Annotated in this window: 8 protein-coding genes; 7 read left to right on the forward strand and 1 reads right to left on the reverse strand. The window is 67.3% G+C overall.

All coding sequences use genetic code 11. The features are described from left to right. The first annotated feature begins 3 nt into the window (after window positions 1-3). From nusG to AC6CKD_RS00960, 7 genes are all read left to right on the forward strand, one after another. On the forward strand, window positions 4-960 hold the full coding sequence (nusG, locus tag AC6CKD_RS00930) for a transcription termination/antitermination protein NusG (RefSeq protein WP_498324558.1): 957 nt from the start codon (window positions 4-6) through the stop codon (window positions 958-960). Window positions 961-1,141: 181 nt separating this feature from the next. After that, entirely contained in the window at window positions 1,142-1,576 is a 435-nt protein-coding gene (gene rplK / locus AC6CKD_RS00935; RefSeq protein WP_266880601.1) for a 50S ribosomal protein L11, read from the forward strand. An 84-nt stretch (window positions 1,577-1,660) separates the two neighbouring features. After that, window positions 1,661-2,389: a 50S ribosomal protein L1 gene (rplA, locus tag AC6CKD_RS00940; protein ID WP_498324559.1), complete on the forward strand. Its 729-nt coding sequence runs from the start codon at window positions 1,661-1,663 to the stop codon at window positions 2,387-2,389. 409 nt (window positions 2,390-2,798) lie between these two features. Further along, entirely contained in the window at window positions 2,799-3,329 is a 531-nt protein-coding gene (rplJ, locus tag AC6CKD_RS00945) for a 50S ribosomal protein L10 (protein WP_215023401.1), read from the forward strand. Between the two features lie 110 nt (window positions 3,330-3,439). After that, on the forward strand, window positions 3,440-3,823 hold the full coding sequence (rplL, locus tag AC6CKD_RS00950) for a 50S ribosomal protein L7/L12 (RefSeq protein WP_498324560.1): 384 nt from the start codon (window positions 3,440-3,442) through the stop codon (window positions 3,821-3,823). Between the two features lie 589 nt (window positions 3,824-4,412). Further along, window positions 4,413-7,895, forward strand: coding sequence for a DNA-directed RNA polymerase subunit beta (gene rpoB / locus AC6CKD_RS00955; protein ID WP_243333342.1), 3,483 nt, complete (start codon window positions 4,413-4,415; stop codon window positions 7,893-7,895). A gap of 97 nt (window positions 7,896-7,992) precedes the next feature. Beyond that, entirely contained in the window at window positions 7,993-11,892 is a 3,900-nt protein-coding gene (locus tag AC6CKD_RS00960) for a DNA-directed RNA polymerase subunit beta' (RefSeq protein ID WP_274549082.1), read from the forward strand. A gap of 95 nt (window positions 11,893-11,987) precedes the next feature. On the opposite strand, the gene AC6CKD_RS00965 is transcribed toward AC6CKD_RS00960, so the two are convergent. Further along, window positions 11,988-14,456, reverse strand: coding sequence for a YfhO family protein (locus tag AC6CKD_RS00965; RefSeq protein ID WP_498324561.1), 2,469 nt, complete (start codon window positions 14,454-14,456; stop codon window positions 11,988-11,990). Window positions 14,457-14,460: the final 4 nt, after the last annotated feature.

Genomic DNA, 14,460 nt, shown 5'->3' on the forward strand with positions numbered 1-14,460 from the left:
ACCGTGTCTGACCCGAACCTGAACGTGAGCCCCGACTCCGTCGAGTCCGTCGAGGACGAGCTCGACATCGTCGAGGCTGCAGACGCTGTGGACCCGGACGAGGCCGAGCTCGCCGACGCCGAGGCGGGTGTCGCCGCCGAAGAGGCCGCGGTGCACGTCGAGGGCGAGGTCGACGCCGAAGCCGACTCCGAGGACGCTGACGACGACGCCACCGAAGAGGCCGACGACTCCGAGGATGCCGACGAGGACGAGGCCGACGAGGCTTCCGACGACGACGCCGTCGAGGCCGAGGCTGACGACGCGGAGGCCATCGATGCCGCCGACGTCGAGCCCGCCGAGCCCGTCGACCCCATCCAGGCCCTGCGCGAAGAGCTGCGCCTCCTGCCCGGCGAGTGGTACGTCATCCACACCTACGCCGGCTACGAGAAGCGCGTGAAGGCCAACCTGGAGCAGCGCGCCGTCTCGCTCAACGTCGAGGACTTCATCTACCAGGCCGAGGTGCCCGAGGAAGAGATCGTCCAGATCAAGAACGGCGAGCGCAAGAACGTCCGGCAGAACAAGCTGCCCGGTTACGTTCTCGTCCGCATGGATCTGACGAACGAGTCCTGGGGCGTCGTCCGCAACACCCCGGGCGTCACCGGCTTCGTGGGCAACGCGTACGACCCGTACCCGCTGACCCTGGACGAGATCGTCAAGATGCTCGCTCCGGAGCTGCAGGAGAAGGCCGCCAAGCTGGCCGCGGAAGAGGCCGGCCTGCCGGCGCCCGCAGTCAAGCGCGCCATCGAGGTCCTGGACTTCGAGGTCGGCGACTCGGTCACCGTCACCGACGGCCCGTTCGCGACGCTGCAGGCGACCATCAACGAGATCAACCCGGACTCGAAGAAGGTCAAGGGTCTCGTCGAGATCTTCGGCCGCGAGACCCCGGTCGAGCTCAGCTTCGACCAGATCCAGAAGAACTGATCCAGCTCGGATCAACGTCTCCTGACTCACGCTTCCGGACAGGTCAGATTGCCCCCTCGCGGGCGGTCTGACCTGCTCGGTTTTTAGCCTCGCACCGATACCCGTTATCGTGGTGCGGTATGCCTCCATCCGGATGACCGGATTGGCGGCGAAAAACTCTCACTAGGACCCGGAGAGAGCAATGCCTCCCAAGAAGAAGAAGGTCACGGGGCTTATCAAGCTCCAGATCAAGGCCGGCGCGGCCAACCCGGCACCGCCGGTCGGCCCCGCGCTCGGTCAGCACGGCGTCAACATCATGGAGTTCTGCAAGGCCTACAACGCCGCGACCGAGTCGCAGCGTGGCATGGTCGTGCCGGTGGAGATCACGGTCTACGACGACCGCTCCTTCACCTTCATCACCAAGACCCCGCCGGCCGCGCGTCTCATCCTGAAGAGCGCCGGCGTGGAGAAGGGCTCTGGCGAGCCGCACAAGACGAAGGTCGCGAAGCTTACGCGCGACCAGGTTCGCGAGATCGCCACGCTCAAGATGCCTGACCTGAACGCCAACGACATCGACGCGGCCGAGAAGATCATCGCCGGCACCGCGCGTTCGATGGGCATCACGGTCGAAGGCTGATTCAGCCACCCCAGCACCACAGTGGTAGGGCCAAGCGCTGGTCCGCACCACGACTCCACGCCTGATCACAACACAGGAGCAGAAGTGAAGCGCAGCAAGACTCTCCGCGCTGCGGACGCCAAGGTCGACCGGGAGAAGCAGTACGCCCCGCTCGAGGCCGTCCGTCTCGCCAAGGAGACCTCCGCGACCAAGTTCGACGGCACCGTCGAGGTCGCCTTCCGCCTGGGTGTAGACCCGCGCAAGGCCGACCAGATGGTCCGCGGCACCGTGAACCTCCCGCACGGCACCGGCAAGACCGCCCGGGTCCTGGTCTTCGCGACCGGTGACCGTGCTGCGGCCGCGGAAGCCGCCGGCGCCGACATTGTCGGCGACGACGAGCTCATCAACGAGATCGCCAAGGGCAACCGCCTCAACGAGTTCGACGCCGTTGTCGCCACGCCGGACCTCATGGGCAAGGTCGGCCGCCTCGGCCGCGTGCTCGGTCCCCGTGGCCTGATGCCGAACCCGAAGACCGGCACCGTCACGATGGACGTCGCGAAGGCTGTCACCGAGATCAAGGGTGGCAAGATCGAGTTCCGCGTCGACAAGCACTCGAACCTGCACTTCATCATCGGCAAGGTCTCCTTCTCCGATGAGCAGCTCGTCGAGAACTACGGCGCGGCCCTGGACGAGATCCTTCGTCTGAAGCCGTCCGCCGCGAAGGGCCGCTACATCAAGAAGGCCGCCCTCAGCACCACCATGGGTCCCGGCATCCTGCTGGACTCGAACCGCACCCGGAACCTCCTCGTCGAGGAAGACCCGGCCGCGGTCTGATCAGGCCTGAGCCTCACGGCTCCGAGCCCCCGGGCTCACTGATTGGCTGAACGGGCCCCACGCCCCCTCACCGGGCGCGTGGGGCCCTTTCGCGTCCGGGCTCTCCCAGGCGCCCCCGCGGGCGCGTACGGGGCCCGCGGGGCTCGTACGGGCCCTCGGATGACCGATTTGCTCGGCGGGGCACCCTTCACGTACTCTCGTCGAGAAGCCAAAGACCGCTGGTCGTTGCCGTGCCTGCAAGGGTGCGGTGGCCGAAGGATCCGCTAACCGCGGACGTCCTGCGCAGGTGTTCAAGGAAAGTTCCCGGAACTCGTTCCGGTTGAGCTACGCCCTGGCGCCTGCGCCGGGGCGTTTCGTGTTTATGCCCCTTCTGAGCGGTCCTCATCACCCGGAAGGAGGCCGACGCACTATGCCGACGCCCAACAAGGCTGCCGCGGTAGCCGAGCTCACGGACCAGTTCCGCGACTCGAACGCCGCCGTGCTGACCGAGTACCGGGGTCTCACCGTCGCGCAGCTCAAGACGCTGCGTCGCTCTCTCGGTGAGAACGCCCAGTACGCCGTGGTGAAGAACACGCTGACCAAGATTGCGGCCAACCAGGCCGGGATCACCGCGCTGGACGAGCACTTCGCTGGTCCCACCGCGGTCGCCTTCATCACCGGTGACCCGGTGGAGTCGGCGAAGAGCCTGCGTGACTTCGCCAAGGAAAACCCGAACCTCATCATCAAGGCGGGTGTCCTTGATGGTAAGGCGCTCACCGCCGATGAGATCAAGAAGCTTGCGGACCTCGAGTCCCGCGAGGTTCTGCTCAGCAAGCTGGCCGGCGCGTTCAAGGGCAAGCAGTCTCAGGCTGCCTCGCTCTTCCAGGCGCTGCCGTCGAAGTTCGTCCGCACTGCGGAAGCGCTTCGCGTCAAGCTCGCCGAGCAGGGCGGTGCCGAGTAATTCGGCTCGCGCACTGATCCGCGCCGCCTAGTGCGCGGGTCAAAGCGGGCCGTTACGCCCGCCTCTATATACATCCGGCACCTGCCGATTTAGTGGAAGGATCGCCCATCATGGCGAAGCTCAGCCAGGAAGACCTGCTCGCTCAGTTCGAGGAGCTCACCCTCATCGAGCTCTCCGAGTTCGTGAAGGCGTTCGAGGAGAAGTTCGACGTCACCGCCGCCGCGGCCGTCGCGGTTGCCGGCCCCGCCGGTGGCGGCGCTGCCCCCGAGGCCGTCGAGGAGCAGGACGAGTTCGACGTCATCCTCACCGGTGCCGGCGACAAGAAGATCCAGGTCATCAAGGTCGTCCGCGAGCTGACCTCCCTCGGCCTGAAGGAGGCCAAGGACCTCGTCGACGGCGCTCCGAAGCCCGTCCTCGAGAAGGTCGCCAAGGAGGCCGCTGACAAGGCCGCCGAGTCCCTCAAGGCTGCCGGCGCGGCTGTCGAGGTCAAGTAACACCTCTGAGGCCCCTCTGAGGCCTCAGCCAAGGGCGATCACCCGTAAGGGTGGTCGCCCTTTGGCGTACCCGGAGTGCCTGATTTGCCCCTGTCTCGTTGGGGAGTAGGGTGATCTTCGTTGCTCTGCGGCAGGGTCCTTCGATGATCCGCTCGGAGCAGGGGGCCTTGACGAACGGGACGCGGCGCGCAATTCTCAGATCCGTCGTGAGATCGGCAGGCCCGATCCGAGATCCGAGGCATGGATCGGGTCCACATCGGGCATGGATCGACTACGAAGAGGGCAGTACTGTTACGCGCTCTGTATGCGGAGCCGAGCGGGACGCAAGGTTGTTTAAACGACATGGGGAAGGCCTGTTGCCGGTTTCCGGAAACCTGGTCTGGACATCAGTGAGCCTAGTGGCTACACTGACCCTTTGCGCTGCCTGTTAGCTGCCCCCTGCCCGTCGCCAGGGGCATGCCCACGCATGAGCACACTTGATTGAACGGCCCTGAGCTGGTCCTTTTGACCAGATGGGGGGCGCTTGTCTTCTGTGTCAGCTGGGACCGGTACGCGCGTAGTGAGTCCGAGCCCTCGGAAGGACCCCCTCTTGGCCGCCTCGCGCAACGCCTCGACCAATACGAACAACGGTGCCAGCACCGCCCCGCTGCGCATCTCCTTTGCAAAGATCAAGGAGCCCCTCGAGGTTCCGAACCTCCTGGCGCTGCAGACCGAGAGCTTTGACTGGCTGCTCGGCAACGCCGCCTGGAAGTCTCGCGTCGAGTCGGCGCTTGAGAGCGGACAGGACGTTCCCACCAAGTCCGGTCTGGAAGAGATCTTCGAGGAGATCTCGCCGATCGAGGACTTCTCCGGGTCGATGTCGCTGACGTTCCGCGACCACCGTTTCGAGCCGGCGAAGAACTCGGTCGACGAGTGCAAGGACCGCGACTTCACGTACGCGGCGCCGCTTTTCGTCACTGCCGAGTTCACGAACAACGAGACCGGAGAGATCAAGTCTCAGACGGTCTTCATGGGCGATTTCCCGCTCATGACCAACAAGGGCACCTTCGTCATCAACGGCACCGAGCGTGTCGTCGTGTCGCAGCTCGTCCGTTCCCCCGGTGTCTACTTCGACTCCTCCATCGACAAGACGTCCGACAAGGACATCTTCGCCGCCAAGATCATCCCTTCCCGGGGTGCCTGGCTCGAGATGGAGATCGACAAGCGCGACATGGTCGGTGTTCGCATCGACCGCAAGCGCAAGCAGTCCGTCACCGTCCTCCTGAAGGCTCTCGGCTGGACCACTGAGCAGATCCTCGAGGAGTTCGGCGAGTACGAGTCCATGCGCGCCACCCTGGAGAAGGACCACACCCAGGGCCAGGACGACGCGCTGCTCGACATCTACCGCAAGCTGCGTCCGGGCGAACCGCCGACCCGCGAGGCCGCTCAGACGCTGCTCGAGAACCTCTACTTCAACCCGAAGCGCTACGACCTCGCGAAGGTCGGCCGCTACAAGGTGAACAAGAAGCTCGGCGCGGACGAGCCGCTGGACGCCGGCGTGCTCACCACCGACGACGTCATCGCGACCATCAAGTACCTGGTCAAGCTGCACGCCGGTGAGACCGAGACCGTCGGTGAGTCGGGTCGTTCGATCGTCGTCGAGACCGACGACATCGACCACTTCGGCAACCGTCGTCTGCGCAACGTCGGCGAGCTCATCCAGAACCAGGTCCGTACGGGTCTGGCTCGTATGGAGCGCGTCGTCCGCGAGCGGATGACGACCCAGGACGTCGAGGCGATCACGCCGCAGACCCTGATCAACATCCGGCCGGTCGTCGCCTCCATCAAGGAGTTCTTCGGCACCAGCCAGCTGTCGCAGTTCATGGACCAGAACAACCCGCTGTCGGGTCTCACCCACAAGCGCCGTCTGTCGGCGCTCGGCCCGGGTGGTCTGTCCCGTGAGCGGGCCGGCTTCGAGGTCCGAGACGTTCACCCGTCGCACTACGGCCGCATGTGCCCGATCGAGACCCCTGAAGGCCCGAACATCGGTCTGATCGGCTCGCTCGCGTCCTACGGCCGCGTCAACGCGTTCGGCTTCGTCGAGACCCCGTACCGCAAGGTCATCGAGGGTGTCGTCACCGACGAGGTCGACTACCTGACGGCCGACGAGGAAGACCGCTTCGTCATCGCCCAGGCCAACGCCGGCCTGTCCGACGACATGCGCTTCACCGAGAACCGCGTGCTGGTTCGTCGTCGTGGCGGCGAGATCGACTACATCGCCGGCGACGACGTCGACTACATGGACGTCTCCCCGCGCCAGATGGTGTCCGTCGCTACCGCGATGATCCCCTTCCTGGAGCACGACGACGCCAACCGTGCCCTCATGGGCGCGAACATGATGCGCCAGGCCGTTCCCCTCATCAAGGCGGAGGCGCCGCTCGTCGGCACCGGCATGGAGTACCGCTGTGCGGTCGACGCCGGTGACTCGATCCGTGCGGAGAAGGACGGTGTCGTCCAGGAGGTCTCGGCCGACTACATCACCGTCGCCAACGACGACGGCACGTACACCACGTACCGCGTCGCGAAGTTCTCCCGCTCGAACCAGGGCACCTCGGTCAACCAGAAGGTCATCGTCAACGAGGGTGACCGGATCATCGAGTCCCAGGTCCTCGCCGACGGTCCTGCGACCGAAGAGGGCGAAATGGCCCTCGGCAAGAACCTGCTCGTCGCGTTCATGCCCTGGGAAGGTCACAACTACGAGGACGCGATCATCCTGTCGCAGCGCCTCGTGCAGGACGACGTCCTCTCCTCGATCCACATCGAGGAGCACGAGGTCGACGCCCGTGACACGAAGCTGGGCCCCGAGGAGATCACCCGGGACATCCCGAACGTCTCCGAGGAGGTCCTGGCGGACCTCGACGAGCGCGGCATCATCCGCATCGGTGCGGACGTAGTCGCCGGCGACATCCTGGTCGGCAAGGTCACGCCCAAGGGCGAGACCGAGCTGACCCCGGAAGAGCGCCTGCTCCGCGCGATCTTCGGTGAGAAGGCCCGCGAGGTGCGCGACACCTCGCTCAAGGTTCCTCACGGTGAGATCGGCAAGGTCATCGGTGTCCGCGTCTTCGACCGCGAGGAGGGCGACGAGCTTCCCCCGGGCGTGAACCAGCTGGTCCGCGTCTACGTCGCCCAGAAGCGCAAGATCACCGACGGTGACAAGCTCGCCGGCCGCCACGGCAACAAGGGTGTCATCTCCAAGATCCTTCCGATCGAGGACATGCCCTTCCTTGAGGACGGCACGCCGGTCGACATCATCCTGAACCCGCTGGGTGTCCCGTCCCGAATGAACCCGGGACAGGTCCTGGAGATCCACCTCGGCTGGCTCGCCAGCCGCGGCTGGGACGTCTCCGGCCTCGCGGAGGAGTGGGCCGAGCGACTGAAGGTCATCGGCGCCGACCGCGTCGAGCCCGGCACCAACGTCGCCACCCCGGTGTTCGACGGTGCCCGTGAGGACGAGATCTCCGGCCTGTTCGAGCACACGATCCCGAACCGCGACGGGGACCGCCTGGTCCTCCCGTCCGGCAAGGCGCGTCTGTTCGACGGCCGCTCCGGCGAGCCGTTCCCGGAGCCGGTCTCGGTCGGCTACATGTACATCCTGAAGCTCCACCACCTGGTCGATGACAAGCTCCACGCTCGGTCGACCGGTCCGTACTCGATGATCACGCAGCAGCCGCTGGGTGGTAAGGCGCAGTTCGGTGGCCAGCGCTTCGGTGAGATGGAGGTGTGGGCGCTCGAGGCTTATGGCGCCGCTTACGCCCTCCAGGAGCTGCTGACCATCAAGTCCGATGACGTGACCGGCCGCGTGAAGGTCTACGAGGCCATCGTCAAGGGCGAGAACATCCCCGAGCCGGGCATTCCCGAGTCCTTCAAGGTGCTCATCAAGGAAATGCAGTCGCTCTGCCTCAACGTGGAGGTGCTGTCCTCGGACGGCATGTCCATCGAGATGCGCGACACCGACGAGGACGTCTTCCGCGCGGCGGAGGAGCTCGGTATCGACCTGTCCCGGCGTGAGCCGAGCAGCGTCGAAGAGGTCTGACGGGCCTGACGGGGGGCTCGCTCAAGAGCCCCCCGTCATCCCCGGGACCGTTCAGACCATGATTGAGACTCGACCCCGAAAGAGGGATTGACGCACAGTGCTCGACGTCAACTTCTTCGACGAGCTGCGGATCGGCCTTGCCACCGCGGACGACATCCGAACCTGGTCCCACGGCGAGGTCAAGAAGCCGGAGACCATCAACTACCGCACCCTCAAGCCCGAGAAGGACGGACTCTTCTGCGAGAAGATCTTCGGTCCGACCCGGGACTGGGAGTGCTACTGCGGCAAGTACAAGCGTGTCCGCTTCAAGGGCATCATCTGTGAGCGTTGTGGCGTCGAAGTCACGCGCGCCAAGGTGCGCCGCGAGCGGATGGGCCACATCGAGCTTGCCGCTCCCGTCACCCACATCTGGTACTTCAAGGGCGTTCCGTCGCGTCTTGGCTACCTGCTGGACCTCGCGCCGAAGGACCTCGAAAAGGTCATCTACTTCGCCGCGTACATGATCACGTTCGTGGACGACGAGCGCCGCACCCGCGACCTCCCGTCCCTGGAGGCGCACGTCTCCGTCGAGCGCCAGCAGATCGAGAACCGACGCGACTCGGACCTCGAAGGCCGTGCCAAGAAGCTCGAGACCGACCTGGCCGAGCTCGAGGCCGAGGGCGCGAAGGCCGACGTACGCCGCAAGGTGCGCGAAGGTGCCGAGCGCGAGATGAAGCAGCTCCGTGACCGCGCCCAGCGCGAGATCGACCGCCTCGACGAGGTGTGGGCCCGCTTCAAGAACCTCAAGGTCCAGGACCTCGAGGGCGACGAGCTGCTCTACCGCGAGCTGCGCGACCGCTTCGGTACGTACTTCGACGGCTGCATGGGCGCCGCGGCGCTCCAGAAGCGTCTGGAGTCCTTCGACCTCGACGAGGAGGCCGAGCGCCTCCGCGAGATCATCCGTACCGGCAAGGGCCAGAAGAAGACCCGTGCGCTGAAGCGCCTCAAGGTCGTCTCCGCGTTCCTGCAGACCAGCAACAAGCCCAAGGGCATGGTTCTGGACTGCGTGCCGGTGATCCCGCCGGACCTGCGTCCGATGGTGCAGCTGGACGGTGGCCGCTTCGCGACCTCCGACCTGAACGACCTGTACCGCCGCGTGATCAACCGCAACAACCGACTGAAGCGCCTTCTCGACCTCGGTGCCCCCGAGATCATCGTGAACAACGAGAAGCGCATGCTTCAGGAGGCCGTCGACGCCCTCTTCGACAACGGTCGTCGTGGTCGTCCGGTGACCGGTCCCGGTAACCGTCCCCTGAAGTCCCTCAGCGACATGCTGAAGGGCAAGCAGGGTCGATTCCGTCAGAACCTCCTCGGCAAGCGCGTGGACTACTCCGCGCGTTCCGTGATCGTCGTCGGTCCCCAGCTGAAGCTGCACCAGTGCGGTCTGCCCAAGGCCATGGCGCTGGAGCTCTTCAAGCCGTTCGTGATGAAGCGCCTGGTCGACCTGAACCACGCGCAGAACATCAAGTCGGCGAAGCGCATGGTCGAGCGCGGCCGCACGGTCGTCTACGACGTGCTCGAAGAGGTCATCGCCGAGCACCCGGTTCTGCTGAACCGTGCGCCCACGCTGCACCGCCTCGGCATCCAGGCCTTCGAGCCCCAGCTGGTCGAAGGCAAGGCCATCCAGATCCACCCGCTCGTCTGCACCGCGTTCAACGCGGACTTCGACGGTGACCAGATGGCCGTGCACCTGCCGCTTTCGGCAGAGGCGCAGGCCGAGGCCCGCATCCTGATGCTGTCCTCGAACAACATCCTGAAGCCGGCCGACGGTCGTCCCGTCACCATGCCGACCCAGGACATGGTGCTGGGTCTGTTCTTCCTCACCACCGACGGCGAGCTCCGTGACGTCAAGGGCGAGGGCCGTGCGTTCGGCTCGACCGCCGAGGCGACCATGGCGTTCGACAACGGCGAGCTGGCTCTCCAGTCGGCCGTGGACATCCGCTTCCCGGTGGGCACCATCCCGCCGCGCGGCTGGGTGGCCCCGATCGCCGAAGAGGGCGAGCAGGAGTTCCAGCCGGGCGACAGCTTCCGTCTGAAGACGACCCTGGGTCGCGCGCTCTTCAACGAGCTGCTGCCCGAGGACTACCCGTTCGTCGACTACTCGGTGGGCAAGAAGCAGCTCTCCGAGATCGTCAACGACCTGGCGGAGCGCTACCCCAAGGTGATCGTGGCGGCGACGCTCGACAACCTGAAGGCGGCCGGCTTCCACTGGGCGACCCGTTCGGGCGTCACCGTGGCCATCTCCGACGTCGTCGTGCCCGAGGCCAAGAAGGCCATCGTCAAGGGCTACGAGGAGCTGGACGAGAAGGTCCAGAAGCAGTACGAGCGCGGTCTGATCACCAAGGACGAGCGCACGCAGGAGCTCATCGCGATCTGGACCAAGGCGACCAACGAGGTTGCCGAGGCGATGAACGCGAACTTCCCCAAGACGAACCCCATCTTCATGATGGTTGACTCGGGTGCCCGAGGAAACATGATGCAGATGCGACAGATCGCCGGTATGCGTGGTCTGGTGTCGAACGCGAAGAACGAGACCATCCCGCGTCCGATCAAGGCGTCCTTCCGTGAGGGCCTCACCGTTCTGGAGTACTTCATCTCCACGCACGGTGCCCGTAAGGGTCTGGCGGACACCGCCCTGCGTACCGCCGACTCGGGTTACCTCACCCGTCGTCTGGTGGACGTCTCGCAGGACGTCATCATCCGCGAGGAGGACTGCGGCACCGAGCGCGGCCTGAAGCTGAAGATCGCCGTTCGCGGCGAGGACGGCGCGCTGCGCAAGGCCGACGACGTCGAGACCTCGATCTACGCCCGCATGCTGGCCGAAGACGTCGTCATCGACGGCAAGGTCATCGCGCCGGCCAACGTCGACCTCGGTGACGTGCTCATCGACGCCCTGGTCGCCAACGGCGTCGAGGAGGTCAAGACCCGCTCGGTCCTGACCTGTGAGTCCGCGGTCGGCACCTGTGCCTTCTGCTACGGACGCTCGCTCGCCACCGGCAAGCTGGTCGACATCGGTGAGGCGGTCGGCATCATCGCCGCCCAGTCCATCGGTGAGCCCGGTACCCAGCTGACGATGCGTACCTTCCACACCGGTGGTGTGGCCGGTGACGACATCACGCAGGGTCTGCCGCGTGTCGTCGAGCTCTTCGAGGCCCGTACCCCGAAGGGTGTCGCCCCGATCTCCGAGGCCGCCGGCCGCGTGCGGATCGAGGAGACCGAGAAGACGAAGAAGATCGTCATCACGCCCGACGACGGCAGCGAGGAGACGGCCTTCCCGATCTCCAAGCGCGCCAAGGTCATCGTCGGCGAGGGCGACCACGTCGAGGTCGGCCAGAAGCTGACCATGGGTGCCACCAACCCGCACGACGTGCTGCGCATCCTCGGCCAGCGTGCGGTCCAGGTCCACCTGGTCGGCGAAGTCCAGAAGGTCTACAACTCGCAGGGCGTGTCGATCCACGACAAGCACATCGAGATCATCATCCGGCAGATGCTGCGCCGCGTGACGATCATCGAGTCCGGCGACGCGGAGCTCCTGCCGGGCGAGCTCGTCGAGCGGTCGAAGTTCGAGACCGAGAACCGTCGTGTGGTCACCGAGGGCGGTCACCCCGCCTCCGGCCGTCCGCAGCTGATGGGTATCACCAAGGCCTCGCTCGCGACCGAGTCCTGGCTGTCGGCGGCGTCCTTCCAGGAGACGACCAGGGTTCTGACGGACGCGGCGATCAACGCCAAGTCCGACTCCCTGATCGGCCTCAAGGAGAACGTCATCATCGGCAAGCTCATCCCGGCCGGTACGGGCCTCGCCCGCTACCGCAACATCCGGGTCGAGCCGACCGAGGAAGCCAAGGCCGCGATGTACTCGGCCGTCGGCTACGACGACATCGACTACTCGCCCTTCGGCACCGGCTCCGGCCAGGCCGTCCCGCTGGAGGACTACGACTACGGCCCGTACAACGGTTGAGGTCGCTAGACAGTAGGCAGTACGAAGAAGCCCCCCGCCGCTCCGAGAGGAGAGGCGGGGGGCTTCTTCGCGTCCGGGGTCGGGCCCGTCCGGCGTCAGTCCCCGGTGCGGCGGCGGCGCAGGCCCCTCACGGTGACCGAGGCCAGGGCCAGGAGGGCGAGGGTGGCACCGGCCAGGCCGGGGGTGAGGCCCCGGGGGGTGAAGGCGCAGGAGACCTTGTCCGTGCCCTGCGGGATGTCCAGGGAGACCAGGCCGTGGAAGCTCTTCACCGGGGCCGAGCAGTGCCAGCCGGGGACGGCGGTCATCGCGAAGACGGCGGTGCCGGAGGCACCCTCCGGGAGGGTGGCCTCGATGGTGTGGCCGCCCGCGGTGACCCGGGTGGCGCCCGTGACGGTGAGGCGGCCGACCGTCGTGGCGAGCGCGGCCCGGTCCAGGCAGCCGACGGGGTGCGGGCCGGCCGTGCCGCCCCGGGTACGGGTCCGCACGGTGACGTCGACCCGGCCGGAGGCGGGGACCTCGCCGAGACGGACGACCCCGGCCATCCGGTCCTCCAGGGGCTTCTCGGTGCCTCCGAAGGCGAACGTGCCGTACAGCCGGGGCGAGTACCAGAAGGCCTCGGAGCCGGGGGCGCACTCGGCGGTGTACCGCTGCTTCGCGGCGGTGCCGCCGCGGCTGACGGGCGGGACCCGGTAGACGGTGGCGCCGAGCACCTCTTCCTGGCGCGCGAAGACGCTGGCCGGGGGGTTGGGGGAGGCGTACGGGGCGCTGCGCACGGTGACCAGGGGCGGGGCGGGGAAGGTGCGGGCCGTCCAGCTGTTCTTCTCGGGACCCGGTTCGGCCCGGGCGCCGATCGAGAAGATCGCGTCCAGGACGGGGTTGTCGGCGCCGAAGAAGGTCCGGCCGTCGTTCTTGTAGCCGTAGCCGAGGGGCTCGAGGGCCTGGTACGCGGCCTCGGGCAGGTAGCTGCTGTAGTACTGCGGGCCTTCCGCGTGGAGGGCGAGGGCGTCGTTGTACGAGGTCTGCGGGGTGCCCGAGTCGGTGCGGTACGCGGGCCAGCCTTCGACCGAGCGGACTGCGTCGTAGTGGTTCGTGATCGACGCGCCGGAGGTGGCGATCGGCTTCGCCCAGCGTTCGCGGGCGCGGCGCGCGTCCGCGTTGACCGCGGCGGCGGTGGATTCGGCGAAGACGACGCCGGCCATGAGGAGCGCGGCCACGGGGACCAGTACCCGGTGCTTCTCGCCCAGCGCCAGTAGGACCAGGGCGAGGAGGGACACCGCGCCGCCGCCCAGGACGGCCGGCCAGGTGGCGCCGCCGAAATCGTCCGTGTGGCGCAGTGCGAAGGCGGCGCCGACCAGCAGGGCGGCGGCGAGCGCCAGGTGCGGCGGGCGCGGCCGGTGGGCCAGGGAGAGCCAGGCGATGACCACCAGCATTCCGCTGAAGACGAAGGTCTCGCGGTACGGGTTGCCGTTGGGCACCGCCAGCCCGTGCCACACGTACTGGGTGGGCGGGAACTGGAACGAGAGGACGACGAGCAGGGCCGCCGCCGCCCACACCAGGCGGGTCCTGCGCGCGACGGCCGAGTTGAGGAGGAAGGACCCGGCGAGGATCAGGCCGAGCGAGGCCACGTACAGCCGGGGCCGGCCGCCCCACAGGTGGGTGCCGGGGAGCATGCCCGTCAGGAAGACCTCGATCCGGACGGGGTCGAAGGCGGCCGCCTCGGTGGGCCGGGCGGCCCCGCTGGAGAGGAACGCCGGCAGGAGGAGGGGCAGGGTGAGCAGGATGCCCGTCGCGGCGGCCGTCCCGGCCCGCCACACGGCGCGCAGCCGCTGGACTCCGGTGAGGTCGAGTACGGCCAGGCGGACGGCGAGCAGCACGCAGGCGGCCATCGTCGCCATCATCGCGGTGTAGAAGTTCCCGAACCAGGCGAGTGCGACCAGCAGCGCCACGCCCGGCCAGCGGCGCCCCTCCAGGCACCACTCGACGGCGATGCCCAGGAGCGGGAGCGCGACCAGGCCCCACATCCACATCGGGATGTACGAGGCGTCGCTGAGCGCCCAGCCGCACAGCCCGTAGACGGCGCCGAGCACGCCCCGCTGCCACCACGGGCCGGGGTGGACCTTGCCGAGGTAGACGGTCATCAGGGCGGCGGCGGTGCCCATGGTGAGCGGGGTGATCGCGAAGACGGCGAGGTCCACGTGTGCGCGGGGGACGAGGACGGCCAGCCAGGAGAAGGGGTTGCCGAGGTAGGTGTGGTAGTCGGACAGGAACTGCTGTCCGAAGCCGCCGCGCCAGCTGAAGAGCAGGTCGCCGGCGGCCTGGCCGTGGACCAGGTCCCACAGGGCGCGGTGGAAGGGGACGTACTGGTTGGCCTGGTCGTTGACGGCCCGGCCGGTGGTGCCGAAGGGGAAGGTGCCCCGGGCAGCCCAGGACGCGCAGAAGGCGCCCGAGGCGATGAGGAACGCGAGGACCGGGCCGTGGAAGCGGGTGGCGCGACGCGGGGCGGGCCGGTCCTGATCCGGGGGTGGACTGCTCTGCGTCGCGGGCTCGACGGCCAAGGTCCCCAAGGGT

The organism is Streptomyces sp. GQ60 (assembly GCF_059758875.1).

What these genes read in the sequence shown, in the direction of transcription:
- rplJ (WP_215023401.1), top strand. Translation starts at nt 2,799, where the DNA reads ATGCCGACGCCCAACAAGGCTGCCGCGGTAGCCGAGCTCACGGACCAG.
- rplK (WP_266880601.1), top strand. Translation starts at nt 1,142, where the DNA reads ATGCCTCCCAAGAAGAAGAAGGTCACGGGGCTTATCAAGCTCCAGATC.
- rplL (WP_498324560.1), top strand. Translation starts at nt 3,440, where the DNA reads ATGGCGAAGCTCAGCCAGGAAGACCTGCTCGCTCAGTTCGAGGAGCTC.